The sequence below is a fragment of the Ramlibacter sp. genome (genome assembly GCF_035706265.1).
GTDB lineage: Bacteria > Pseudomonadota > Gammaproteobacteria > Burkholderiales > Burkholderiaceae_C > Ramlibacter.
In genome coordinates this window covers 1-24,155 of the sequence record NZ_DASSVG010000701.1, presented here as the reverse complement: position 1 = coordinate 24,155, position 24,155 = coordinate 1, and the positions used below count along the sequence as shown (strand labels likewise).

The 24,155-nt window shown below is 69.8% G+C and carries 20 protein-coding genes and 1 pseudogene; 8 read left to right on the top strand and 13 right to left on the bottom strand.

The window, feature by feature from the left end; genetic code table 11:
- Position 1 precedes the first annotated feature (1 nt).
- The 4 genes from VFM98_RS25240 (at position 2) to VFM98_RS25225 (ending at position 3,617) form a co-directional block, all read left to right on the top strand.
- The gene (locus VFM98_RS25240; RefSeq protein ID WP_325112641.1) at positions 2-814 is read left to right on the top strand and encodes an N-formylglutamate amidohydrolase; all 813 of its coding nucleotides are present in this window, start codon (positions 2-4) and stop codon (positions 812-814) included.
- The gene (locus VFM98_RS25235; protein ID WP_325112640.1) at positions 814-1,929 is read left to right on the top strand and encodes an NAD(P)/FAD-dependent oxidoreductase; all 1,116 of its coding nucleotides are present in this window, start codon (positions 814-816) and stop codon (positions 1,927-1,929) included. Before VFM98_RS25240 ends, VFM98_RS25235 begins: the two co-directional genes overlap by 1 nt.
- 93 nt (positions 1,930-2,022) lie before the next feature.
- On the top strand, positions 2,023-3,306 hold the full coding sequence (locus tag VFM98_RS25230) for a PQQ-dependent sugar dehydrogenase (protein WP_325112639.1): 1,284 nt from the start codon (positions 2,023-2,025) through the stop codon (positions 3,304-3,306).
- Positions 3,303-3,617: a cytochrome c gene (locus VFM98_RS25225; RefSeq protein ID WP_325112638.1), complete on the top strand. Its 315-nt coding sequence runs from the start codon at positions 3,303-3,305 to the stop codon at positions 3,615-3,617. Before VFM98_RS25230 ends, VFM98_RS25225 begins: the two co-directional genes overlap by 4 nt.
- Positions 3,618-3,638: 21 nt before the next feature.
- Here VFM98_RS25225 and VFM98_RS25220 read toward each other — a convergent pair whose 3' ends face one another.
- The 8 genes from VFM98_RS25220 to VFM98_RS25185 form a co-directional block, all read right to left on the bottom strand.
- Entirely contained in the window at positions 3,639-4,223 is a 585-nt protein-coding gene (locus VFM98_RS25220) for a UbiX family flavin prenyltransferase (RefSeq protein ID WP_325112637.1), read from the bottom strand.
- On the bottom strand, positions 4,220-5,200 hold the full coding sequence (locus tag VFM98_RS25215; protein ID WP_325112636.1) for a tripartite tricarboxylate transporter substrate binding protein: 981 nt from the start codon (positions 5,198-5,200) through the stop codon (positions 4,220-4,222). The genes VFM98_RS25220 and VFM98_RS25215 overlap by 4 nt, the downstream gene beginning before the upstream one ends.
- A gap of 11 nt (positions 5,201-5,211) precedes the next feature.
- Positions 5,212-6,681, bottom strand: coding sequence for a UbiD family decarboxylase (locus VFM98_RS25210; RefSeq protein ID WP_325112635.1), 1,470 nt, complete (start codon positions 6,679-6,681; stop codon positions 5,212-5,214).
- A 140-nt stretch (positions 6,682-6,821) separates the two neighbouring features.
- Complete coding sequence (locus VFM98_RS25205; RefSeq protein ID WP_325112634.1) at positions 6,822-7,310, bottom strand: CBS domain-containing protein; 489 nt, start codon at positions 7,308-7,310, stop codon at positions 6,822-6,824.
- Entirely contained in the window at positions 7,307-8,572 is a 1,266-nt protein-coding gene (locus VFM98_RS25200; RefSeq protein WP_325112633.1) for a Tm-1-like ATP-binding domain-containing protein, read from the bottom strand. The genes VFM98_RS25205 and VFM98_RS25200 overlap by 4 nt, the downstream gene beginning before the upstream one ends.
- A gap of 19 nt (positions 8,573-8,591) precedes the next feature.
- Positions 8,592-10,100, bottom strand: a complete 1,509-nt coding sequence (gene ppcB, locus VFM98_RS25195; RefSeq protein ID WP_325112632.1) for a phenylphosphate carboxylase subunit beta — start codon at positions 10,098-10,100, stop codon at positions 8,592-8,594.
- Between the two features lie 37 nt (positions 10,101-10,137).
- Complete coding sequence (locus VFM98_RS25190; RefSeq protein WP_325112631.1) at positions 10,138-11,262, bottom strand: PEP/pyruvate-binding domain-containing protein; 1,125 nt, start codon at positions 11,260-11,262, stop codon at positions 10,138-10,140.
- A gap of 11 nt (positions 11,263-11,273) precedes the next feature.
- Entirely contained in the window at positions 11,274-13,109 is a 1,836-nt protein-coding gene (locus tag VFM98_RS25185) for a PEP-utilizing enzyme (protein ID WP_325112630.1), read from the bottom strand.
- A gap of 340 nt (positions 13,110-13,449) precedes the next feature.
- Here VFM98_RS25185 and VFM98_RS25180 point away from each other — a divergent pair, with 340 nt between their 5' ends.
- Positions 13,450-15,198, top strand: coding sequence for a sigma 54-interacting transcriptional regulator (locus VFM98_RS25180; protein WP_325112629.1), 1,749 nt, complete (start codon positions 13,450-13,452; stop codon positions 15,196-15,198).
- Positions 15,189-15,644 (top strand): pyridoxamine 5'-phosphate oxidase family protein, encoded by a 456-nt coding sequence (locus VFM98_RS25175; RefSeq protein WP_325112628.1) that lies wholly within the window; start codon positions 15,189-15,191, stop codon positions 15,642-15,644. Before VFM98_RS25180 ends, VFM98_RS25175 begins: the two co-directional genes overlap by 10 nt.
- 122 nt (positions 15,645-15,766) lie before the next feature.
- Here VFM98_RS25175 and VFM98_RS25170 read toward each other — a convergent pair whose 3' ends face one another.
- Positions 15,767-16,810, bottom strand: coding sequence for a quinone-dependent dihydroorotate dehydrogenase (locus VFM98_RS25170; protein WP_325112627.1), 1,044 nt, complete (start codon positions 16,808-16,810; stop codon positions 15,767-15,769).
- A gap of 41 nt (positions 16,811-16,851) precedes the next feature.
- Here VFM98_RS25170 and rpiA point away from each other — a divergent pair, with 41 nt between their 5' ends.
- Complete coding sequence (rpiA, locus tag VFM98_RS25165; protein WP_325112626.1) at positions 16,852-17,523, top strand: ribose-5-phosphate isomerase RpiA; 672 nt, start codon at positions 16,852-16,854, stop codon at positions 17,521-17,523.
- A 4-nt stretch (positions 17,524-17,527) separates the two neighbouring features.
- Here the strand turns inward: rpiA and VFM98_RS25160 are convergent, their stop codons facing one another.
- Both VFM98_RS25160 and VFM98_RS25155 read right to left on the bottom strand, forming a co-directional pair.
- Positions 17,528-18,184 (bottom strand): glutaredoxin family protein, encoded by a 657-nt coding sequence (locus VFM98_RS25160; RefSeq protein ID WP_325112625.1) that lies wholly within the window; start codon positions 18,182-18,184, stop codon positions 17,528-17,530.
- Between the two features lie 45 nt (positions 18,185-18,229).
- Positions 18,230-20,251, bottom strand: a complete 2,022-nt coding sequence (locus VFM98_RS25155; protein ID WP_325112624.1) for a M3 family metallopeptidase — start codon at positions 20,249-20,251, stop codon at positions 18,230-18,232.
- A gap of 159 nt (positions 20,252-20,410) precedes the next feature.
- Here VFM98_RS25155 and VFM98_RS25150 point away from each other — a divergent pair, with 159 nt between their 5' ends.
- Positions 20,411-23,263, top strand: a complete 2,853-nt coding sequence (locus VFM98_RS25150) for a PAS domain-containing protein (protein ID WP_325112623.1) — start codon at positions 20,411-20,413, stop codon at positions 23,261-23,263.
- A 17-nt stretch (positions 23,264-23,280) separates the two neighbouring features.
- Here the strand turns inward: VFM98_RS25150 and VFM98_RS25145 are convergent, their stop codons facing one another.
- Together VFM98_RS25145 and VFM98_RS25140 are read right to left on the bottom strand one after the other, a co-directional pair.
- On the bottom strand, positions 23,281-23,979 hold the full coding sequence (locus VFM98_RS25145; RefSeq protein ID WP_325112622.1) for an ABC transporter ATP-binding protein: 699 nt from the start codon (positions 23,977-23,979) through the stop codon (positions 23,281-23,283).
- Positions 23,966-24,155: pseudogene (locus tag VFM98_RS25140) on the bottom strand (hypothetical protein); the annotation flags it as partial. The pseudogene VFM98_RS25140 and the gene VFM98_RS25145, both read right to left, overlap by 14 nt.

The following is a 24,155-nucleotide window of genomic DNA, read 5'->3' as shown; positions in this document are numbered from 1 at the left end:
CCTGGTGCTCGATTCGCCGCACAGCGGCGTGAACTATCCCGAAGACTTCCGCTCCTGCTGCCCGCCGGCCGTGCTGCGGCGCGCCGAGGACACCCACGTCGAGAAGCTCTACGCCTTCGCGCCCGCCCTCGGCGCAGCGTGGATCGAGGCGCTGTTCCCGCGCAGCTACATCGATGTCAACCGCAACGTCACCGAACTGGATGTCTCGCTGATCGAAGGCGAGTGGGACGGCCCGGTCGAAACCGACCCCGCCGCGCTCGCCAAGGTGCGCCTGGGCAAGGGCCTGATCTGGCGCATCACCGACGACGGTGATCCGCTCTACGACCGCAAGCTCACGGCCGCGGAGGTGCGCAGCCGCATCGAGCGCTGCTGGAAGCCCTACCACCAGGCGGTGGCCGCCGCCATCGAGGCCGCCCATGCGCGCCACGGCTACAGCATCCACCTGAACTGCCATTCGATGCCGGCCGTCTCGTCGGCGTATTCGACCGACTTCCCGGGCCTGGTCCATGCCGACTTCGTGATCGGCGACCGCGACGGCAGCACCGCCGGGCCGGCCTTGTCGCAGCGCATCTGCGAGGTGCTGCGCGGCTTCGGCTATTCCGTCTCCTACAACCACCCGTACAAGGGCGTGGAACTGGTGCGCCGCTACGGCGACCCGGCGGCGCAGCGGCACAGCATCCAGGTCGAGGTCAATCGCAAGCTGTACATGGACGAGGGCACGCTGGAGCCGCACGCCGGCTTCGCCACCTTGCAGGGCCACCTGCGCGAGCTGGTGCAGGTGCTGCTCGCCACCGATCCGCGGAAGCTGGCCTGATGGACCGCGTCGCTGCCGTGGTGGTCGGCGCCGGCGTGGTCGGCCTTGCCGTGGGACGCGCGCTGGCGCAGGCTGGCCGCGAGACGCTGGTGGTGGAGTCGCAGGCCGGCATCGGCCAGGGCGTGAGCTCGCGCAACAGCGAGGTGATCCACGCCGGCCTCTACTACACGCCGGGCTCGCTCAAGGCCCGCCTGTGCGTGCGCGGCAAGGAGCTGCTGTACGCCTTGTGCGCCACGCATGGCGTGGAGCACCGGCGCTGCGGCAAGCTCACCGTGGCCAACAGCGAGGACGAGGTGCGTGCCTTGCGCGGCCTGCAGGACCGCGCCGCGGCCAACGGCGTGCCCGTCGAATGGCTCGCAGCCGCGCAGGTGCGGGCCCTCGAGCCGGCGCTGCAATGCATCGCGGCGCTGCACTCGCCTTCGACCGGCATCGTCGACAGCCATGGCTTCATGCTGGCGCTGCAGGGCGATCTCGAACGCGACGGCGGCCTGGTGGCGCTGGGCAGCGAGGCGGTGTCGGCGCAACTGGCCGTGCGCGCGGGCGAGCCGCACGTGCTGCGCTTCGCCGACGGCTCGGAGCTCGCCTGCGACGTGCTGGTGAACGCGGCCTCCCTGCATGCCTGCGCGCTGGCACGCCGCTTCGAAGGCCTGGAAGCGCGCTTCGTGCCGCGCGAGTGGTTCGCCAAGGGCAACTACTACGCGCTCGCCGGCCGCGCGCCCTTCACGCACCTGATCTATCCCGCGCCGGGCGACGCGCACCTCGGCACGCACCTCACGCTGGACCTCGGCGGCCAGGCCAAGTTCGGGCCCGACCTCGAATGGATCGATGTGGAGGCGCCCGAACAGATCGACTACCGTGTCGACCCGGCCCGTGCGGACGGCTTCTATGCCGAGGTGCGCCGCTACTGGCCGGAGCTGCCGGACGGTGCGCTCGCGCCCAGCTACAGCGGCGTGCGGCCCAAGATCCACGGCCCGCACGAGAAGGCGCCCGACTTCCGCATCGACGGCCCTGCGCTGCATGGCGTGCCCGGCCTGGTGAACCTGTTCGGCATCGAATCGCCGGGTCTCACCAGCGCGCTCGCCATCGCGGAGCTGATCACGGCCGAGCTCCTTTGAAACGTCTTTGAAACCATAGGAAAAAGTCCTACTGCCTCCCGGACCCGCTGCGCTCCAATCGCTCAGCGTTCGGATCCACCACAAGGAGGCAACATGAGAAGGGCTATGCAGGTTCTGGCCGTGGCTGCGGCCGTCGGCACCGTGTGCTTCAGCGCATCCGCGCAGTCCGGCCGTGACAACCTTGGCGCATTGAAACAGATGCGCGTCTCGGGCACGGACCTCAACATTCCGACCGTCGCGCAGGAAGGGCGCAATGCGGATGCGATCCGCGCCAACCTCAAGCGGGTGAAGCTCCCGCCGGGTTTCCGCATCGACCTGTTCGCGATCGTGCCCGACGCGCGCCACATGGCGGTGGCGCCCTCGACCAACATGCTGTTCGTTGGCACCCGCAAGACGACCGTCTGGGCCGTGACGGACCGCAACGGCGACAACGTCGCCGACGAGGTGAAGCCCTTCGCGCCTTCGCTCAACTTCAAGGTGCCCAACGGCGTGTGCTGGACCAAGGACGGCTTCCTGATCGTCGTCGAGCACAACCGCATCCTCAACTTCCCGGCCGCCGAGTTCTTCTACGAAGGCCCGGACGTGGCCGTGATCGAGGTGGTGCCGCAGGGTGGCCTGGTGCCGGTGGAGGAGGAGTCGTACAACCACGGCGCGCGCACCTGCCGCGTGGGCGACGACGGCAAGCTCTACGTGACGCTGGGGCAGCCGCACAACGTGCCGCCGATGATGAAGTTCAGCCTGTACGACCGCATGGGCATCGGCGGCATCGTGCGCCTGGATCCGTTCGACGGCTCCAAGCGCGAGATCGTGGCGCTGGGCGTGCGCAACTCGGTCGGCATGGACTTCAACCCGCGCGACAAGGTGCTGTGGTTCACCGACAACCAGACCGACGGCCTGGGCGACGACAACCCGCCCGGCGAACTCAATCGCCTGACCAAGGTCGGCCAGCACTTCGGCTATCCCTACTGGGGCGGCAAGTTCAAGGTGGCGGGTTCGGCCGCGGCGCCCGAGCTGAAGGAGATGAAGGAGCCCGCCAACGCGGTGTTCCCCGAAGTCGAATTCCCGGCCCACCAGGCGCAGCTGGGCATGACCTTCTACAACGCGACGCAGTTCCCGCAGCGCTATCGCGGCGGCGCCTTCGTCGCCTCGCACGGCTCGTGGAACCGCACCAAGGCGAGCGGCGCGCTGATCAACTTCGTGCCGGTCGGCGCCGACGGCAAGGCGGGCCGGGCCGAGGTCTTCGCGGAAGGCTGGCTCGACGACGCCACCGGCACCTACCGCGGCCGGCCGGTCGACGTGGCCGTGATGAAGGACGGCTCGCTGCTGGTGTCCGACGACTACGCCGGAGCGATCTACCGCATCTCGTACCAGCCTTGAGGCGCGAGGCGTTCGCGCTGCTGCTGGCGGCCTGCGTCGTTTCGGCCCAGGCCGCCGACCCGCGCTCCGGCAAGGCCAAGGCGCAGGCCTGCACGGTGTGCCATGGGGCGCTGGGCATCTCGATGGTGCCCAATGCGCCGCACCTGGCCGGCCAGCCGGAGATCTACCTCAGCGAGCAGCTGCGCAATTTCCGCAGCGGCAAGCGCCCGCACGAAGTGATGTCGGTGATCGCGAAAGGCTTGAGCGACCGCGAGATCGAGGATCTGGCGGCGTGGTTCGCGTCGTTGCAGGTGCAGGTGCAGGAACCGTAGATTGGATGTACGGGACCCTCTTCACCGCGCCACACCGCTTTCATCGCGCCCGCTCCAGCGCCGGAACAGCTCGTGCTCGACCCCGACCTGGTCCAGCGCCTTGCCGATGCTCTGGTGGACCAGGTCCATGATCGTCTCGGGGCGGTGGTAGAAGGCCGGCATGGGCGGCAGGATCACCGCGCCGCAATCGGCCGCGCGCGCCATCAGGTCCAGATGCCCCTTGTGCAAGGGCGTCTCGCGCACCATCAGCACCAGCTTGCGGCCTTCCTTCAGCTGCACGTCGGCGGCGCGCGCGACCAGGTTGTAGGTGAAGGAGTTGGCGATGGCCGACAGCGTCTTCACCGTGCAGGGCGCGACGATCATGCCGCGGGTGCGGAAGGACCCGCTGGCCACCGCGGCGCCGATGTCGTTGTTGCGGTACACGACGGCCGCCAGCCCGCGCACGTCGTCGAGCGTGTACTCGGTCTCGATGGCGAGGTTGGCCCCCGCCGCCTCGCTCAGGATCAGGTGGGCGGGCTGGCCGAGGTCCTTCAGCACGCGCAGCAGCTCGACGCCGTAGATCACCCCCGTCGCACCGGTGATCGCCACGATCAGCGGAAGGGTCATCGGGCCGCTCCTTCGGTCGCGCCCGCGGACCGGCGCAGGATCTCCTCCACGATCTTCTGCTCGGCGCGGATCTCCGCCAGCAGCTGTTGTGGCGGCTGGTAGTCCTGCACCACGCCCAGGGTCGCGAGCCGCGCGGCCACGGCCGGATCGGTGGCGACCTTCTCGATCGCCGGCACCAGCACGCGGGTGACCTCGGGCGGGACGCCCGCCGGCGCGAGGAAGGCGAGCCACACGCCCAGCAGCTCCTGCCGGTAGCCCAGCTCGCCCATGGTGGGAATGTTGGGGAACTCGGGCGAGCGGGTCGAGGTCACGATCGCACGCAGGCTGCCGTTCTTCAGGTGCCCGGCCAGCAGCCCGAGCGCCACGGCCGTGCCTTCGATGTGCCCGCCCTGCAGCGCCGCGACCGAGGGCCCGGCGCCCTTGAAGGGCACCATCATCATCTTCGTCCCGGTCTGCGCGCCGACGATCTGCACCGTGAAGTCGCCGATGGTGCCGGTGCCGGCGGTGCCCAGGCTCACCTGGCCGGGATGCTGCTTGGCGTGCGCCGCGAGTTCGGCCAGGGTGTGGAAGGGCGCATCGCCGCGCACGGCGATCACCATCGGCGTGCGCGTGGTGAGCCCGAGCGGCGTGAAGTCCGTCAGCGGGTCGTAGCTGGCTGTGTGCGGGTTGAGGATGCGGTTGCTGGTGAGCGAGGCGTTGATCGTGAACAGCAGCGTGTAGCCGTCCTTGGCCGCCTTGGCCACCGAGCCCGCGCCCATCAGGCCGCCCGCGCCCGGCGCGTTCACGGGCAGCACCGGCACCTTCAGCAGTTTCGAGAGCTCGTCGGCCATCACCCGGCCGGCGATGTCGGTCGCGTCGCCGGCGGCCACCGGGATCACCAGCGTGATCGCCCGTTCGGGGTAGCCCGCGTGGGCGGCAGCGGCAGCGGCCAGCGCCAGGGCGGCGGCGGCCAGGCCTCGCAGGATGCGCAGCAACATGGGAGCCTCCTTCAGCGGCCCAGCAGCCTGGAGCCGAAGAACTGCGGTGACAGGGCGCGGACGATGTCCATGGAACCGGCGGCGGCGAAATCCTCCAGCCGCAGCTGCGGGTTGAGCGGGCGGATGCGCTCGAAATTGGCGCGCGCGGCGGCGTCGGCCGGCGGCGGCGCGGTGGCGTCGATCAGCATCTTGGAGCCGAAGCGCTGCCACAGGCCCGTGCCGGGCGCGCCCAGTTCCTGCAGGCTCGCATCCATCGCGTGGTTGTGCGTGCCGGGGATGATCACCACGTCCTTGTCGGGATCCACGCGCGTCGTGATCGCCCACAGCACCTCGTTCGGGTTGAAGATGTCGACGTCGGCATCGACCGCGATCGCGATCTTCGGGTGCTGGTATTCGGAGGCGAGGGCGGCCAGCAGCAGGTTCTTGGCCTCGCCGTAGGCGCGCGGCGTCATCTGCACCACCAGCGCGAAGATGCCGGGCAGGATCATCACGTTGTGCAGGTTGGGCCCACCACCGACGTCCTTCAGGCGGCGGAAGATGGTGGCGCTCATGGGCAGCTTGTGGAACACGCAGCCTTCCATCTCCGAGCCGTTCTGCAGGTTCTTGAAGATCGCGTCGTGGCGCCGCGTCATGCAGGTGTAGTTCACCACCGGGTTCTTGCCGGTGCCGGTGGCGTAGTAGTCCTGGAATTCCGAGAAGGGCCCTTCGTCCTCGCGCACGTGCGGCGGGATGAAGCCCTCGAGCACCAGCTCCGCGTTGGCGGGCACTTCCAGGTCCACCGTCTCGCATTTCACCAGCGGCACCGGCGCGCCGAGGTAGCCGCCGGCGATCTCGAATTCGTCGAGGCCGTAGGCCGCGGTGGTCGCCGCCGCCATGTAGTACAGCGGATGGTGGCCGATCATGATCGCCACCGGCATCGGCTCGTTGCGGGCCTGGTACTTCTGGTAGTTCTTCCAGGTGTGGCGCGGCACCAGCAGGATGCCCGACTTGTCGGGGCCCTTGATCTGCAGGCGGTGGAAGCTCAGGTTGCGCTGGCCGGTGTCGGGGTCCTTGGTCACGACCAGACCCGAGCCGATCACGGGGCCGCCATCGAGCCTGCCGGCCACGTGCACCGGCAGCTGCGTGAGGTCGAACTCGCCCTGGCGCAGCTTCACCTCCTTCACCGGCCCGTACTCCACCCTCTGCGGCGCGATCAGCTTGCCCATGCGCTGCGCGATCAGCGGTACCACTTCCTCCTGCGGCGCGCCGAACGCGAGGGCGGCATGGCGGAAGTTGGCCGGTGCCTGCCCGAGCGAGCGCCAGCCGTGCGCGAGGTTCTCGAACAGCAGCGCCTTCTCGCGCGACTGGTACAGCAGCGATCCCATCTGCGTGAGGGGATCGACCGGCTTGTCGATGCGGATCAATTCACCGGCCGCGTCGAGCTCGCGGATCCAGGTGCGCATGTCCTTGTGGATGGAATCGGGTCCCCAGGCAGCAGTCATGTCGGTCCTTCCGGAAGGCGTCGGCCTGCCGGCAATGTGGAACGCGCGCGGCACGAACGCATCGGTGAAGACACCGCCGCGTGGCGCCGCGCAAGCTTGATGCCGGTCAATCCCCGGCGGGCGAAACGGGGAATCGGCGATCACTTCGCGCGCAGGTCCGCGGGGCAGGGCGGCGCCTCCGCGGCGTGGCTGGCGGCGACGCAGTGCGCTGCCAGCTGGAAGATCTCGTTGGCCGAGATCACGCCGACCAGGCGTCCGCCTTCGAGCACCGGGAACTGCCCGACGCGCAGCTCGCGCCCGCGCGCGAGGCAGTCCTCCATCGTGTCGTCGGCGTCCACGGTGGCCGGACGGCGCAGCATCACGTCCTTCACCTTCAGGCGCGTGACGAAGAAGGCGAATTCGTCGGCGTTCTGCGTGCGCAGCACGAAGTGGCCCATGCGCAGCAGGTTGGCCCGCGTGACCAGGCCGCGCAGTCGCCCATCGTCGACCACCGGCAGCGCGTGCAGGCGATGTTCGCTCATGAGGCGCTTGGCTTCGGAGACCAGCGTGTCGCTGGCGGTGGTGAGCGGCTCGCGCTGCATCCAGTCGCGCACGCGCAGGGGACGCAGCGACGGCAGTGGCGTGTTCATGCCGCCGCCGCCTGCGCCCGGGGCGCGTGGACCTGTTCGTACAGGCGCACGAATTCGGCCACCGCGGCGCGCGCGAACTCGGGCGTGTACAGGTGCAGGTCGAGCTCCTTGACACGCCAGGGTTGCGCGAGCTTCTGCTTCAGGCGCGCCACGAAGGCGGCATCGGCTTCCGGATCGAAGATCGGGCGACCGGGCTTGTCCAGCGACGACCAGCCTTGCAGCGGCACGAGGAAGGTCCAGGGACCGCGCGCCTCGTTCAGGCGGTCGGCGATCACGTTGGCGGCCTGGCGCAGTTCGTCGGCCGTCGTGCGTACCTGCACGCGCAGCGCGTCCTGCACCACCTGCGCGCGCTCCTTCGTGCGCGCCAGCATGTCCGGGCGTCCGCCGTAGGACAGGATGTCGAGCCCGCACGGCGCCAGCACCATCGGAATGCCGGCGCGGGCGGCCGCCTTCAGGCGGTCGGGGCCGGGATCGCGGTTGCCGTGGAACAGGTGTTCGACGATCCCGCCGGTGCAGATGTCGACCACGCCGTGGAAGGCGCCGCTGGCGATCATCTCCTCCATCGCCCGGTCGCCCTTGCCCTGCGCGTGGCACACGATGGGGGTGAAGCCCTCGTCCTCCAGCATGCCGACGGCCGCTTGCACCGCCATCTCGCCGAAGCCGAAGGAGGAGATCGCCACGCAGGGCTTGTCGAACGCGATGTCGGTGCCCTGCGTGAGTTCCACCATGCCGCAGATCGCGCCGACGGCGTTGGTGATCTGCGCCTTCAGCAGCGGATTCATCTTGACGATGTCCAGCACGGTGTGGTGCATGGTGATGTCGCTGGTGCCGACGTACTTGTCGATGTAGGCCGGGTGCGCCGCCATCGGCGAGGCCATCAGCTTGGGCATGCCGAAGGGCAGCTGCCGCATCACCGAGGTGGCCACCAGCGTCGCCGTGCCGCCGCCGATGCCGATCACGCCATGCACGCGGTTCTCGCGCAGCAGGTCGTTGACGATGGCCGCCGCGCCGGCGATCTGGTTGGCGGTGGCGGCGTCGCGGTCGGTGCGGAACTTCTCGCGCAGCGCCTCGATGGCGAGGCCGCCGCGCCGCGCCACCTCCTCGGTGGTGATGTCGCCGGGAAACGGCGGCGGCTCCTCCATGCTGAAGTCCAGCAGGACCGGCTCGTGCCCGCGGGAGGCGATCAGGTCCTTGACGAACACGATGTCCTCGCCGCGGGTGTCGAGGTTGCAGATGATGACGATGCGCTTGCCGCTGGCCATGACCGCCTCCCCGCCCTGCTCAGGCCTTGGCCTTCTTTGCCTCCGGCCGGGTCAGCCGGTGGATCATTCCGGCCACCGGGCTGGGCCCCGTGAAGCCGTACTGGTTCCAGCGGTCCGACACCTTCTGCAGCACGGCGCGGTCCATGAAGATCTCGTTGGGCTTGTCCTTCCATTCGAAGGGGGTGCAGGCGTCCAGGATGATGCGGCTGGTGATGTCGCGTGCGCTGATCGGCAGGCCCGGGTCGAGCGGGGTGGAGCGGCCGCGGTCGATGATCTGCGCCGAGCGCCTGGGATCGAAGCGGGTGGCCAGGGCCCACCAGACGCGGTCCCAGTCGTCGGCCTCGATGTCGTGGTCCACCGTGATCACGCCCTTCACGCCGTAGTGGCCGGTGGTGCTGGCGATCACGGCGTTGCCGACGTGGTTGGAGTGGCCCGGGTACATCTGCTTGACCGACACCACCACCCAGAAGCGGCCGCAGGCCTCGGGCGGGATGTAGACGCTCTGGATGCCGGGCACCTTCATGGTCTCGAGGTCGTACCAGAGCGTCGCGGTGCGATTGAGCGACTGGATCATGTGGATGTCGTTGATCGGCTTGCCGACCGTGGTGGACCACATGACGGGGTTGTTGCGGTGCAGGATGCGCTTGATGCGCAGCACCGGCTTCGGATAGTCCTTGCCCTTGTTGCCGGAGTAGTAGCCGGTGTACTCGCCGAAGGGGCCTTCGTCCATCAGTTCGTTCGGGTCGATGAAGCCCTCGGCGATGATCTCCGCGTTCGCCGGCAGCGTGAGGCCGGTGACCTCGGACTTGAACACGGGCACCGGCCGGCCGCGCAGCGACCCCGCCACGTCGTACTCGTCGATGCCGGCGCTCACCAGGGTGGAACTGGCCAGGAACAGCACGGGGTCGCAGCCCACCACGGCCGCCGCCGGCATCAGCTCGCCACGCTCCTGGTACTTCTTCATGTGCATGTCGCCATGCTTGCCCTTGATGATCTGCGAGCCGAGGATGCCCTTTCCCAGCACCTGCGAGCGGTAGGTGCCGAGGTTGGTCCAGCCGGTGTCCGGGTCCTGCGTGACCAGGTAGCCGGCGGTGACGAAGAAGCGGCCGCCGTCATCCGGATAGAACCACGGCGAGGGAAACTTCTCGATGTCGATCGCATCGCCCGTGATCTGGTTCTCCATCACCGCGGGCCGGTCGACGAAGGCCGGCTTGATCATCTGCTTGGTGGTGAGCTCCATCCACTTCTTCGACAGCTGGCTCATGGAGAGCGCGGGATCCTGCTCCAGCGCGATCGCGAGCCGCTGCGAGGTGGTGAAGGCGCTGGTGAACACCGGGATGTCGTAGCCCTTGACGTTCTCGTACAGCAGGGCGGGGCCCTTCTGCTCCTCGTTCACCTTGGAGATGTGGCACAGCTCGTACTTCCAGTCGACTTCGGTGCGGATGCGGTGCAGTTGCCCGTGCGCCTCCAGCGCGGCCATGTAGCTGCGCAGGTCGTCGATGGGCCGGACTTCGGTGCGTGCGTTCATCTGGGGCTCCGTTGCGGGAATGGGAAACGTGAAGGGGTCAGCCGACCTTGCGGCCGGCGAGCATGGCGGAAAGGATGTAGTCCATGGCCGAAGCGGCCGGACGCGTGTCGGTGGCCTGCGACGAGCGCGCGCTCCACACGGTCTCGGGGCGCGCCTGCAGGATGAAGATGTTGCCGCCGGCGGGCAGGTCCTTGTCGACCGCCCACTCGATGTCCATCGGGCGGCCGTAGTGCTTCTCGATGCGCTTGCCCATCCAGGCCAGTTCGGTGATCTCGTCGTCGATCAGCGACTGCACCTTCTGCCGCTCGTAGGGCACTTCGAAGGCGCCCGAGGTCTGCGTCTTCGGGTCCACCGTGTAGCAGACCAGCTTCTGCGAGACCACGCGCTCGATGATGTCCAGCGTGACCTTGTTGACGACGAAGTGGTCCGGCGTCACCTCACCCGAGACCACCGATTCACCGAAGCCGAAGTTGGAGTCGACCACGATCACCGAACGGTCGCCGTTGACGGGATGGAGCGTGAACATCACGCCGGCGGCATACGAGTTGGCCATCTTCTGCACCCCCACGGAGATGGCCAGCGCCGCGTCGTCGAAGCCCTTGTTGGCGCGGTAGGCGATGGCGCGGGCCGTGTAGAGGCTGGAGATGCAGCGGCGCATGCGGTCCAGCACGGCGTCGATGCCGCGGATCCAGAGGTAGGTGTCCTGCTGGCCCGCGAAACTGGCATCGACCAGGTCCTCCGCCGTGGCGCTGGAGCGCACCGCCACCGGAACGGCCGGCAGGCCGCAGCGCACCGACAGCTTGCGGTAGCACTCGGCCACTTCGTCCTCGAGTTCCTCGGAGAAGGGCTGCGCCTCGATCAGGTCGCGGATGCGCGCGCTGGTCGCCTCCAGCGCTTCGAGGTCGCCGGCATCGGCGCCGGCGAGCAGCGCGCGCACCGCCTCGCCGACGCCGGATTCGGCCATGAAGCGGCGGAATCCGGCGGTGGTGAGCGCAAAGCCCGGAGGCACGCGCACGCCGGCGTTGATCAACTCGCCGAGCGATGCGCACTTGCCGCCCACCAGCGGCACGGCGTCCTTGCGGCAGTCCTCCAGCCAGCACACCAGCGGCTGCGCCGCGGCGGCGCGGCGCACCGGTGCCAGTTCCGTTGCGTGGACCAGCATGGCCCGCTCCTTCAGCGCGCGATGCTCACGGCGCCGGTGGAGCCGTCGACGCGCAGCATCATGCCGGTGCGGATCACCTTGGTCGCGTGCCCGGTGCCCACGACGGCGGGCATACCGTACTCGCGGCAGACGATCGCGGCGTGGCTCATCACGCCGCCCACGTCCGTGATGCAGGCGCCGATCCGGGCAAAGGCGGGCGCCCACGAGGGCGAGGTGGTCGGCGCGACCAGGATCTCGCCCTGGCGCAACTGGCCCACTTCATCGACGGTGCGGCACACCCGCGCGCGGCCCTCGACGATGCCGGGGCTGCCCGCGAAGCCTTTCAGCTCGGTGATGCTGTCGGGGTTGGCGACCTCCTGCACCGCCGCCCAGTCGGCCAGCGACTTGTTGGTCACGCCCCAGAGCACGATGGTGAAGGGCTCCTGGATCACCTCGGGTGCGGTGCCGAGTGCCGGCGGCGGGCTCCAGGCCTTGAAGGCCGCCATCACGCCCTTGCGCCAGACGATCTCCTGCGGCCAGGTGTGGGCGCCGCGCGGCGGCACGCCGGTGGCCCAGGCGGTGACGATGTCCCACAGCGCCGCGCGCACCTCGTCGCGCCGCAGCAGCCAGACGTCCTCGACGTCCTCGATGACGCCGTGCTCCTTCATGATGGCCGCGACCTCGCGCATCTTGTTCCAGAACACCGAGTGGAACCAGTGCTCGACGTAGAACAGGTGGTTCTCCACGTACGGAAAGACGGTCTTGGCGCACCCGAGCAGCTCGTCGAACTGCTTCAGGTCCTCGGGCTTCTCGATCAGCGCGCGGTATTCGGCCGTGATGCGGTCACGCTCGGCGCGCACCTTGTCGGTGGGGCGGTCGATCGATTCGCCCTGGCGCAGCTTGGCGATGTAGGTGGCGATCCCCGACAGGGGCACGTTCATCTGGTCGTTCCACGAGCGGTCGTGGTGGAACCAGCCGGTGCCGCAGGAGATGTTGAACCAGGGCTCGCGCGCAAGATTGAGGGACGTGAGCCACTTGACGCCATTGGGCAGCTTCTTCAGCGCCTCCTCGACGACGCGCCATTCGGGGCTGAAGCACAGCACCTCGTCGACCCGCAGCTCGATGGCCAGGCGGGCCAGCTTCTTCAGCTGCTCGTCGGGCTGGTACATCATGACGTCGATGCCCGAGATCATCTGCGTGACGCGCTGCGCCGGGATGTTGGGGAACAGCTTCTGCGCGAAGTCGAGGAAGAAGACGTAGGCGGCGTAGCCGAGGTTGAGGAACTCGAAGTGGTACTGCCAGCACTTGATCCCGAGGTTGATCAGGTCGTCGTAGTTCTTCAGCAGGTGGTAGCCCTCGGACTCGCCGAGCGCCCCGGTGACGACCTGCAGGTCCTCCATGTCGGCCAGGCGCGGGATGCGCACCGCCTCCAGCTCGCGGATGGTGGCCTCCATCTTCACCTTCCACTTGGCTTCCAGCGCGTCCCAGTTCTTGTAGTAGTAGCCGGCCCGCTCCATGAACGCGGGCACGCGGGCGCCGATCTCCTGCGGGTCCTTCACCGGGACCGGCGAGATGTAGACATAGCCGTTGACGATGCGGTGGTCCACGCCGCGCACCGGCGGCACCATGAAGATCCGGTTGTTGAACTGCGAGAGCGCCAGGTACCACGCTTCGTCCCAGATCGTGTCGAAGGGATAGAGCGGTTCGGGGTAGTGCAGGCCGTCGTAGAACCAGAAGGTCTCCTTCTCGTACGCGTTGCGCGCCGGGTCGTCGGTGACGAACTGGTACTGGTACGGGTACATCCGCTCCCAGCCTTCGGTGCCGGGGATCGTGCCGGCCTTCACGTCGTGCGGAACGGGGAATTTCATCGGGTCGTCTCCTTCGTGGTGTGATTCCGGCCGCCGCCGCGGCGGATCTGCGGGGCGCCTGAACGCATGAGACGTGCCACGCGGGGCGGGGAGGGCGCGCTTCCCTCTGGGGCAGGCGCGATTGCGCAGTCGCGGCGGCCGCAGCCGTGCGGCCAGCCGTTCTCCATTTGGTGAGACCGCGTGCGGCGTGCACGCGCCGCTTCATCATTTGGTGAAGCGCCAGGGCGAAGTGCGGGAAGGCACGGAGGCCGCGCGGGGGCGAAGTTTGACCTCGGTCAAGCTCGCGCGTGGCAGGCTCCCTACAAAGGCGTCTGGAGACAAGCAGCCCGAAGGAGCGCCGATGGCCCGGCTCCACAGCATTGCCCGTGGTCCCGCCGAGGACGTCCGGGCGCAGATCCGTTTCTGCCCGCGCACCGGCCAGATCTGGCTGCACGAGCACCGCATGCTGCTGGTGCACGCGGAGGCCCAGGGCCTGCTGCGCAAGGAGCTGATCGACTCGCTCGGCATGGACCGCGCGCGCGGCTTGCTCACGCGCATGGGCTATGCGTCGGGCGTGCGCGATGCCGAACTCGCGCGCATTCGCTCGCAGGAGTGCAGCGACGCCGAGGCCTTCATGGTGGGGCCGCAACTGCACACGCTCGAAGGCATCGTGCAGGTCACGCCGGTGCGGCTGGAGCTCGACCGCCTGAGCGGGCGCTTCTACGGCGAGTTCCTGTGGGAGAACTCGTGGGAGGCGCAGTGGCACCGGCATCACTACGGCCAGCACGAGGACCCGGTGTGCTGGACGCAGATCGGCTATGCCTGCGGCTATGCTTCCGCCTTCATGGGACGCCCCATCCTGTTCCGGGAAGTCGAATGCGCGGGCATGGGCCACGGCAGCTGCCGCATCGTCGGCAAGCCGGCCGAGGAGTGGCCCGACGCTGCGGAGCAATCGCGCTACTTCACGCCCGATGCGATCGCCGACCAGCTGATCGACCTGCAGACGCAGGTGGTGCAACTGCGCTCCAGCATCGGCGAGAAGGAGGTGCTGCCGGCGGACATGCTCGGCGTGTCGCCGGGCTTCCGCCAGGCCTTCGAACTGCTGCGCCAGGGCGCGAGGAGCCAGATCACCGTGCTGCTGCTCGGCGAGACAGGCGTGGGCAAGGAGCTGTTCGCGCGGGCGCTGCACGCGATGGGCTCGCGGCGCGACAAGCCCTTCGTGGCCGTCAACTGCGCGGCGATCCCGGCCGAACTGGTGGAGGCGGAGCTGTTCGGCGTCGAGCGCGGCGCCTACACCGGCGCCCAGTGCGCGCGGGCCGGGCGCTTCGAGCGCGCGGACGGCGGCAGCCTGTTCCTGGACGAACTGGCGGACCTGCCGCTGCCGGCGCAGAGCAAGCTGCTGCGGGTGCTGCAGGACCGCGAGATCGAGCGCCTGGGCGACCACCGCGCCCGGCCCGTCGACGTGCGCGTGATCGCGGCGAGCAACGTCGACCTGCAGCGGCTGGTGAAGGAGGGGCGCTTCCGCTCCGACCTGTACTACCGCCTCAATGCCTTCCAGGTCGAGATCCCGCCGCTGCGCGAGCGCAAGGAGGATGTCGCCTTCCTGGCCAAGCGCTTCCTGGAGAAGTACGGCGCCGTGCACGGCAAGAAGCTGCGCGGCTTCACCGACAAGGCCAAGCGGGCCCTGCTCACCTACGACTGGCCCGGCAACGTGCGCGAGCTGCAGAACATGGTGGAGCGCGGCGTGATCCTCGCGCCCAGCGGCTCGCGCATCGAGGTGCACCACCTGTTCTCCTGCCAGTCGGCGGCGGGCCAGCAAGGCGAGCTGGGCCTGGGCGCGGACGGCAACCTCGACGCCGCGGCCTGGGACACGGGGCGCGACCTGTGCGAAGCGGTGTTCAACGGCGTGCGCACGCTGGACCAGGTGGAGGCGATGCTGATCGAGACGGCGGTCGACAAGGCCCATGGCAACCTCTCGGCCGCGTCGCGCATGCTGGGGCTGACGCGCCCGCAGCTGGCGTACCGGCTCAAGCGGCTGCACGAAGCGGCGGCCAGCCGGGAGGTGCAGGAGGACGGGCCGGAGACCGGGGCGGAGATTCCGTGGCGCTGAATCTCTCCGGCGATGCCGCGGAGTTCCTGCGCGGGCACCACGTGATGACGCTGGCGGTGCAGGACGCCGAGGGGCCTTGGGCCGCCGCGCTGTTCTATGCCTGCGACGGCGAGGACCTAGTGTTCCTGTCGGCGCCGGGCAGCCGGCACGGGCGCGCGCTGGCGCGCGAGCCGCGCTGCGCGGCGACCATCCAGGGGCAGGAGCAGGACTGGCGCAGCATCCGCGGCATCCAGCTGGAGGGCGTGGCCGTGCAACTGCCGGGCGAGGAGCGCGAGCGGGCGCGGCGGCTGTATGCCGAGCGTTTCTCCTTCGTGCGCCCCGAATACGCGCCCGCGGCGATCCTGGAGGCGCTGGCGCGGGTGCAGTGGTACCGGCTGCAGGTGCAGCGGCTGTTCTTCATCGACAACGCGCGCGGCTTCGGCAAGCGCCGGGTGTTCGACGCGTAGGCTGGTGCTGGAGCGATAGCGAAAGCCCAGCGCTCCGCTGCGCACGCGCATCGCTGGGCTTCGGCCTACGGCGCTCAGCACCAGCCTACGGTTCAGCGCCAGCCTTCGGGCCCAGCGCCGGCCTATGACCGCCGCGCCCGGAACGCCTTCGCGATCTGGTCCACCAGGGCCGGGCCGCGGTAGATGAGGCCGGTGTAGATCTGCACCACGTCGGCACCGGCGCGCAGCTTGGAAAGGGCGTCCTCGGCGCTCATCACGCCGCCGACGCCGACGATGGGATAGCCCGGGCCGAGCGCGGCGCGCAGCTGCCCGATCACGCGATTGCTGGCCTCGAGCAGCGGGGCGCCGCTGAGGCCGCCGGTTTCCTCGGCGTGCGGCAGGCCCTGCACCTTGTCGCGCGCGATGGTGGTGTTGGTGGCGATCACGCCGTCCATGCCGTGGCGGCGCAGCGTCCCGGCGATCACGTCGACCTGCGCTTCGTCGAGGTCGGGGGCGATCTTCACGAACAGCGGCACGCGCCGGCCATGCTGGTGTGCGAGCTCCTCCCGCCGCTCCGCCAGTGCCCCCAGCAGCGCGTCGAGCGCCTCGTCGCTTTGCAGTGCGCGCAGGTTCCTGGTGTTGGGGCTGGAGATGTTCACCGTCACGTAGTCGGCGTGCGGGTACACGCCGGCCAGGCCCGTGAGGTAGTCGGAGGTGGCCTGCTCGATCGGCGTCGTCGCGTTCTTGCCGATGTTCAGCCCGAGCAGGCGCCCCTGGGCGCGGAACTGCGAGCGCAGCACGTTGCCGACGAAGGCGTCGAGGCCGTCGTTGTTGAAGCCCAGGCGGTTGATCAGCGCGTCGGCCTGCGGCAGGCGGAAGATGCGCGGCCGGGGATTGCCCGGCTGCGGCCGCGGCGTGACGGTGCCGACCTCGACGAAGCCGAAGCCCATGGCGCCCAGCGCGTCGATGCAGCGGGCGTTCTTGTCCAGGCCGGCGGCGAGGCCGATGCGGTTGGGAAAACGCAGGCCGGCCAGCTCGATCGGGTCCGGCACGAAGGCGTTGCGCCACACCCGCTGCAGCGGCGTCGCGTTCAGGCGCGCGAGCGTGCCCAGCGTGAGTTCGTGGGCGGCTTCGGCATCGAGCCCGAAGAGGAAAGGGCGGGCCAGGGCGTAGGGCAGCAGCGACATCCGATAATTCCGGTTTTCCAGACCAAACCGGGAATTGTCGCGTGACGCAGGACGAACTCAAGACGCTGGTGGGGCGCGCCGCCCTCAATTACGTGCCGCTGGGCGAGGTGGTGGGCGTCGGCACGGGCTCCACGGTGAACAAGTTCATCGAGGCGCTGGCGACGATGAAGGACCAGATCCGCGGCGCCGTCTCCAGCTCGGTGGCCTCCACCGAGCGGCTGCAGGCGATCGGCATCCGCGTGTTCGACGCCAACGAGGTCGAGGAACTGGCCGTCTACATCGACGGCGCCGACGAGATCGACGGCCACGGCTGCATGATCAAGGGCGGCGGTGCGGCCCTCACGCGCGAGAAGATCGTCGCGGCGCAGGCGCGGCGCTTCGTCTGCATCGCCGACGAATCGAAGCGCGTCGAGGTGCTGGGCGGCTTCCCGCTGCCGGTGGAGGTGATCCCGATGGCCACGCAGCGCATCGTGCGCCAGTTCGCGGCGCTGGGCGGCAAGGCGCGCGTGCGCCTGAAGGACGGCCAGCCGCTGGTCACCGACAACGGCCAGCACATCCTCGACGTCACGGGACTGGCGATCCGCGATCCGCTCGCCTTCGAGACCGAGGTGAACCAGTGGCCCGGCGTGGTCACGGTGGGCGTGTTCGCGCAGCAGAAGGCCGCCGTGTGCCTGCTGGGCACGAGCGGCGGCGTGCAGACGCTGCACTTCTGAAGGACTAGAACCGCAGCCCGAGCGGGTTCGAAGGCGAAGGGTCGCTGGGCAGGCGCTGGGGCTGCGCCACGTCGGCGGCCGGCGGCGGTGCCGCCGCGCCCGCTTGGGCGGGCCGCGGGGCCTCCACGGCCACCACCGGGCTCGGCGGCGGGTTGCGGTAGCCCGGAGGCAGCTGCGACGTCGGGGGATAGCCGGCCGCGTCCAGGTATTGCGCCCACTCGGTGTCCGAGAAGCCCACCAGGTGCTGCCGGCCGAGGGTGGCGAAGGGCAGGCTGTTGGCCCCGCTCAGGTTGCGCACCGCGCGCACGTCGGCCTCCGTCGCCACCGTCTTCTCGGTGAACGGCACGCCGCGGCTGGCGAGATAGCTGCGCGCGGCGTCGCAGGGGCCGCAATCGCGGCCGGTGTAGAGCGTCACGGGATAGCGCGCCACCACGGCGCGCAGCGGGGTCGGCAGCGCCGCCACGCCGGCAGCCGCGGGCGCGGCCCCCAGCGGCAGCGCACCGGCAAGCTCGGCCCGGCCATCCGGCGGCGGCCGGTCGGAATAGGTGACGCTCCCGTCGGGGCCGACGATGCGATAGACCTGCTGCGCCTGGGCCGCCGCACCCCAGAGCGGGGCGCCAGCCACCAGCGCGGCGAGCGCCACCAGTCGGACAGATGACATCGACATCCCTCGGGTTTCCTCCACTCTGCTGTCGGGCAGATTGTCTCAGGCCATTCCCTGGTGGCGCAATAAGGCATCCAGCGTGGGTTCGCGGCCCCGGAAGGCCTTGAAGGACTCCATGGCCGGCCGGCTGCCCCCGGCCTCCAGGATGGCCTGCCGGTACTTGCGGCCCGTCTGCACGCTGGGCGTGCCGTCCGCGGCGGCCGTCTCCTCGAAGGCCGCGTACGCGTCGGCACTGAGGACTTCGGCCCATTTGTAGCTGTAGTAGCCGGCCGCATAGCCGCCCGCGAAGATGTGGCTGAAGGTATGGGCCATGCGGTTGAAGGGCGGCGGCTGGAGCACGGCGACCTCTGCTCGCACTTGTTGCAGAAGCGGCATGAAGTCGGCCGCCGGATCGTGGTCTGTGTGCAACAGCATGTCGAACAGGGCGAACTCGATCTGCCGCAGCGTGGCCAGGCCGCTCTGGAAATTCTTGGCCGCCAGCATCTTGTCGAACAGTTCGCGCGGCAGGGGCTCGCCCGTGTCCACGTGCGCCGTCATGTGCTTCAGCACGCCCCACTCCCAGCAGAAGTTCTCCATGAACTGGCTGGGGAGTTCCACCGCGTCCCATTCGACGCCGCTGATGCCCGAGACGTCGCGCTCGTTCACCTGCGTGAGCATGTGGTGCAGGCCGTGGCCCGACTCGTGGAAGAGGGTGATCACGTCGTCGTGCGTGAGCAGGGGCGGGCGGCCCTCGACGCCTTCGGCGAAGTTGCACACCAGGTGCGCCACGGGCGTCTGCAAGCGGGCGTTGTCGGGGCGCAGCCAGCGCGCTCGCACGTCGTCCATCCAGGCGCCGCCGCGCTTGCCGGTGCGCGCCGCCGGATCGAGGTAGAACTGCCCGAGCAGCTGGCCCGCGCGCTCGATGCGGTAGAACTCCACGCCGGGGTGCCAGGCGGGCGCGAAATCGCGCCGGATCTCCACCTCGAACAGCGTCTCGACGATCTTGAACAGGCCCGCGAGCACCTTGGGCGCGGTGAAATACTGCTTCACCTCCTGCTCGCTGAAGGCGTAGCGCTCCTCCTTCAGCTTCTCGCCGATGTAGGCCCAGTCCCAGGCCTGCGGGTCGGCGATGCCCAGCTTCTCCGCGGCGAAGCTGCGCATGTCCTGCACGTCGTTCTGCGCGTAGGGGCGGGCGCGCCGGGCGAGGTCGCGCAGGAAGCGGATCACCTGCTCGGGCGATTCGGCCATCTTGGGCACCAGCGACACCTCGGCGAAGTTGCGGTAGCCCAGGAGCTGCGCCTCTTCGCGCCGCAGGGCGAGGATCTCGCGGATCAGGGGCGTGTTGTCGAACTTCGGATCGCCCTGGTCGCTGGCGCGCGTGACGTAGGCGGTGTACAGGCGCTGCCGCAGCCCGCGGTTGTGCCCGAACTGCATCACGGGCAGGTAGCTCGGCATCTTGAGCGTGAGCTTGTGGCCGGCCTTGCCCTCGGCCTCGGCGGCCGCGCGCGCGGCCTGCACCACGTCCTGCGGCACGCCATCGAGTTCCTCCGCGCCGGCGTAGTAGGCGAAGGCATCGGTCGCGTCGAGCGCGTTCTCGCTGAATTTCTGCGACAGCTCCGCGGCCCGCTCCTGGATGCGGGCGAAGCGTTCCTTGGCGGCGCCGGTCAGCTCCGCACCGGAGAGCACGAAATTGCGGATCGCGTTCTTCAGCGCCTGCTGCTGCTCCGGCGTGAGCTTCGCGGCATCGATGGCCTTGTACTTCGCGTACAGCTTCTCGTCGGAGCCGAGCCGGGTCCAGAACTCGGTCACGCGCGGCAGGGCCTCGTTGTAGGCGGCGCGCAGCTCGGGGGTGTCGGCCACCGCGTTGAGGTGTCCCACCACGCCCCACGCCCGGCTCAGGCGTTCGGTCGCCACGTCGAGCACGCGCGCCATCCCGTTCCAGTCCGCCGGGAAATCCGGCGCGGTCACCTGCGCCAGCGCCTGGTCCGCCTGGGCCAGCAGGGTGTCGACGGCGGGCGCCACGTGCTCCGGCCGCACCTGGTCCCACAGGGGGAGATCGTTGAAGTCGAGGAGGGGGTTGCTCATGGCGGTCATTGTGCGGCAGCTTGCGCCAGGTCAGGAGCGCGGCTTCGGGATCGTCCTACACGGGGCGGGGCACAAGCCGCGCAGAGTGGGCGCAGCGGCCGTCGCGGTACCTTCCGACCCGGCGCGCGCACGCCGCCCAGGAAAATGCCGTTCTTCTCCTTGCTCGAAGCCGAAGCGCGCGGCGGGGTCGCGGCTCCGCCGCAGCCGCCGGCCGCGCTCGCCATCTGGGACCGTGCGCCCGATGCCGGCTCGCGCCGCGCCGCGCTGATCGTGCTGGTGGTCGCCACCGCGATCTTCCTGGCGCTCGTGCCGCTCGCGAAGGAGCAGCTGGCGCCGGCGTCCTGGTTCATCCCGCTGGCGCAGTCGGGCCTGATCATCAACGACCTGATCACGGCGGGCTTGCTGCTGGGGCAGGCGCGGCTGAGCCGGCGCGTCGAGCCCCTGGTCCTGGTGGGCGGCTACCTGTACTCCGCCACCATGGCATCGGTCCACATGATGACCTTTCCCGGCGTGTTCTCTGCCGGCGGCCTGCTCGGCGCGGGGCCGCAGACCACGGGCTACCTGCACGTCTTCTGGCACATCGGCCTGCCCTGCGCAGTGATCGCCAACGTGTTCCTGCGCGAGCGTGTCCCCGCCGTGTCCTCGATGCGCAATGCCATCGCGGCCATGTTCGGTGCGGTCGCCCTGCTGGCCCTGGGATTCACCCTGCTCGCCACCGTGGGCGGCGGCTGGTTGCCGCCCATGCTGGTGGACAACCACTACTCGTCGGCCTTCAACCTCGGCCGCTATGGCCAGTGGGTGCTGGCCGCGAGTGCCGCGCTCCTGCTGTGGGGCCGCGGCATCCGTTCGGTGCTGGACCTGTGGCTGGTGGTGATGCTCTGCGCCGTGTTCTTCGAGATCGGGCTGGTGTCGATCTTCAACACGGGCCGCTACGACCTCGGCTTCTACGCCGGCCGCGTCTATGCCCTTGCGTCCTCGTGCGTCGTGCTGGTGATGCTGCTGGTCGAACTGGCCAAGCTGCACCGCCAGCTCGCGGAGGCGCAGCAGGTCGTACGCTCCGAAGCCGTGCTGCGCGAAAGCCGCGAGGCCCTGCGGCTGGCGATGCACGGGGGCCGCATGGCGGCGTGGACCAGCGACCTGGCGAGCGGCAGGACCGTGTGGACGCCCGAGGTCGAGCAGTTGACCGGCTGGCCGGTCGCCGCGTTCAATGCCAGCCGAACCTTCTTCTTCGATCGCGTCCACCCGGCGGACCGCGAACTGGCCCGCCAGGCGCTCGAGCCCTCGACACCGCCGGGGCAGGAGTTCTCGGTGGAGTTCCGCGCCCACACGACCGACGACGGCTGGCGCTGGTTCGAGTGCCGCGGCGAAGCCCTGCTCGACGAGCGGACGGGCAAGCCGACGCGGGTCTTCGGCGTCCTGATCGACGTCACCGAGCGCAAGGACAGCGAGCGCGCGGTCGCCACGGTGCTGGAGAGCATCACGGACGCCTTCTTCGCCGTCGACGCCGAATGGCGCTTCACCTACGTGAACAAGCACGCGGAGCGGCTGCTGCAGCGAAGCCGCACCGAGCTGCTCGGGCGCGACATGTGGGCGGAGTTCCCGGCCGCCATGGGCACCACCTTCCAGCGCGAATACGAACGGGTGCGCGAGCGGCGCGAGACCGTGTCCTTCGAGGAGTACTACCCCGCGCTGGGGAGCTGGCTGGAAGTGCGTGCCTTCCCGGCCGCCAGCGGCGTGTCGGTGTACTTCCGCGACGTGAGCGCGCGCCGCAAGGCGCAGGAGGAACTGCAGCGCAGCGAGGCGCGCTACCGCCTGCTGGCCGACATGATCCCGCAGCACATCTGGGTGGCCGACGCGAACGGCTTCCACAACTTCTTCAGCCGCAGCTGGTACGAGTACACCGGCACTGCGCCCGGCCAGACGGACGGCGAGGGCTGGCTGCGTTTCCTGCATCCCGACGACCGCGAGCGCACCCGGCAGCAATGGACGCGCTCGGTGGAGACCGGCGAGGCCTACACCATCGAGTACCGGTTCCGGGGCGCGGACGGGATCTACCGCTGGTTCATCGGCAAGGCGGCGCCGCTGCGGGGCGGCGACGGCCGGATCGTCCAGTGGTTCGGCACCCTCACCGACATCTCCGAGCGCAAGCAGCACGAGGCCGAACGCGAGCGGCTGCTGGCGGGCGAGCGCGAAGCGCGCGAGGAGGCCGAGCGGCGCCGGGCCGAACTGGAACAGGTGACCGAGAGCCGCTCGCGCCTGATGCGCGGCTTCAGCCACGACCTGCGCAGCCCCCTGGGCGCCGCCGACATGAGCGCCTCGCTGCTGGAGGACGGGCGGGCCTACGGCGCGCTGGAGGAGCGGCAGCGCGAGGCCGTGCGCCGGATCCGGCGCGGCATCCGCACTTCGCTGCGGCTGATCGACGACCTGCTGGAACTGGAACGCACCGAGGCCGGCCAGGTGGACCTGGAGCGGGTGGAAGTGGAATTGGCCGAGGCCGCGCGCGAGACCGTCGAGATGTTCCAGGCCCAGGCCGGTGCCGCCGGCCTGGAGATCGAACTGCGGGTGCCGGACGGCGTGCGGGCCTGCGCGGACCCGGTGCGGGTGCGCCAGGTGCTCGCCAATCTCGTCTCCAACGCGATCAAGTACGCGCCGCGCTGCCGCGCGACGGTGCAGGCCTCGGTGCCCTCGCGCGGCGGCGAGCCGACCGGCAACTGGGTCGCGCTGAGCGTCGTCGACACGGGCCCCGGCATCCCGGAGGACAAGCGCGAGCTGATCTTCCAGGAGTACACGCGGCTCGACCCGCACGCGCAGCAGGGAACGGGGCTCGGCCTGGCGATCAGCCGCCGCATCGCGCGCCTGATGGGAGGCGACCTGACGGTGGAGAGCGAATCCGGCCGCGGCTCCGCGTTCACGCTCTGGCTGCCGGCGCCCGGCAAGCCGCGGCCGCGGCCGGCGAGCGGCGCTGGGCCGGCAGCCCAGCCGGCGGGCAACGAGGAACGTGCCGTCTCCTGAGGCCGTGCCGCCGGGGGTCAGACCCCCAGGTGCCGCTTGACGATGCCGGGGCTGGCGAGGATCTCCTGCGCCGACCCCTCGTGCACGACGTGGCCGTTGTTCAGGATGTAGACGCGATCGGCCAGGTTCAGTGCGGCGGCCAGGTTCTGTTCCACCAGCACCAGCGTCTGGCCGGCCGCAGCGAGCTCGCGGCAGGCCTGCGCCAGGTAGCGCACGATCACCGGCGCCAGGCCCTCGAAGGGTTCGTCCAGCAGCACGATCTTGGGCTGGCGCACCAGCGCGCGGCCGATCGCCAGCATCTGCTGCTCGCCGCCGGACAGCTCGCCGCCGCGGTTGGTGCGGCGCTCCTTCAGGCGCGGGAACATCTCGTAGACGCGTCCGGGCGGCCACGGATCGGGCGCGGTGAGGCCGGCGAGCACCAGGTTCTCCTCCACGCTCAGGCTGGGGAAGATGCGGCGCTCCTCGTGCACCAGCTGCATGCCGGCGCGGGCGATGACGTGGCTCTTGCGGCCGGCCAGCTCCACGCCATCGAGCACCACCGAGCCCGTGCGCGGCGTGACCACGCCCATCAGGCTCTTGAGCGTGGTGCTCTTGCCGGCGCCGTTGCGCCCGAGCAGCGCCACGACCTCGTTGCGCTCCACGCGCATGCCGACGTCGAACAGGATGTGCGAATCGCCGTAGTAGCTGTTGAGGCCCCGGACTTCAAGCAGGCTCATGCTGCAGCGGCTCCTGGATGCCGCCCAGGTAGGCTTCCTGGACCAGCGGGTTGTCCTTGATCTCCTGCGGCGTGCCTTCCACCAGCAGCCGGCCTTCCTGCAGCATGGTGATGCGCCCGGCGAGCTCGAACAGGGCGTCCATGTCGTGGTCGATCACGATCATGGTGCGGCCCTGC

What these genes read in the sequence shown, in the direction of transcription:
- VFM98_RS25235 (WP_325112640.1), top strand. Translation starts at nt 814, where the DNA reads ATGGACCGCGTCGCTGCCGTGGTGGTCGGCGCCGGCGTGGTCGGCCTT.
- VFM98_RS25230 (WP_325112639.1), top strand. Translation starts at nt 2,023, where the DNA reads ATGAGAAGGGCTATGCAGGTTCTGGCCGTGGCTGCGGCCGTCGGCACC.
- VFM98_RS25220 (WP_325112637.1), bottom strand. Translation starts at nt 4,223, where the DNA reads ATGACCCTTCCGCTGATCGTGGCGATCACCGGTGCGACGGGGGTGATC.
- VFM98_RS25215 (WP_325112636.1), bottom strand. Translation starts at nt 5,200, where the DNA reads ATGTTGCTGCGCATCCTGCGAGGCCTGGCCGCCGCCGCCCTGGCGCTG.
- VFM98_RS25210 (WP_325112635.1), bottom strand. Translation starts at nt 6,681, where the DNA reads ATGACTGCTGCCTGGGGACCCGATTCCATCCACAAGGACATGCGCACC.
- VFM98_RS25205 (WP_325112634.1), bottom strand. Translation starts at nt 7,310, where the DNA reads ATGAACACGCCACTGCCGTCGCTGCGTCCCCTGCGCGTGCGCGACTGG.
- VFM98_RS25200 (WP_325112633.1), bottom strand. Translation starts at nt 8,572, where the DNA reads ATGGCCAGCGGCAAGCGCATCGTCATCATCTGCAACCTCGACACCCGC.
- ppcB (WP_325112632.1), bottom strand. Translation starts at nt 10,100, where the DNA reads ATGAACGCACGCACCGAAGTCCGGCCCATCGACGACCTGCGCAGCTAC.
- VFM98_RS25190 (WP_325112631.1), bottom strand. Translation starts at nt 11,262, where the DNA reads ATGCTGGTCCACGCAACGGAACTGGCACCGGTGCGCCGCGCCGCCGCG.
- VFM98_RS25185 (WP_325112630.1), bottom strand. Translation starts at nt 13,109, where the DNA reads ATGAAATTCCCCGTTCCGCACGACGTGAAGGCCGGCACGATCCCCGGC.
- VFM98_RS25180 (WP_325112629.1), top strand. Translation starts at nt 13,450, where the DNA reads ATGGCCCGGCTCCACAGCATTGCCCGTGGTCCCGCCGAGGACGTCCGG.
- VFM98_RS25170 (WP_325112627.1), bottom strand. Translation starts at nt 16,810, where the DNA reads ATGTCGCTGCTGCCCTACGCCCTGGCCCGCCCTTTCCTCTTCGGGCTC.
- VFM98_RS25160 (WP_325112625.1), bottom strand. Translation starts at nt 18,184, where the DNA reads ATGTCATCTGTCCGACTGGTGGCGCTCGCCGCGCTGGTGGCTGGCGCC.
- VFM98_RS25155 (WP_325112624.1), bottom strand. Translation starts at nt 20,251, where the DNA reads ATGAGCAACCCCCTCCTCGACTTCAACGATCTCCCCCTGTGGGACCAG.
- VFM98_RS25145 (WP_325112622.1), bottom strand. Translation starts at nt 23,979, where the DNA reads ATGAGCCTGCTTGAAGTCCGGGGCCTCAACAGCTACTACGGCGATTCG.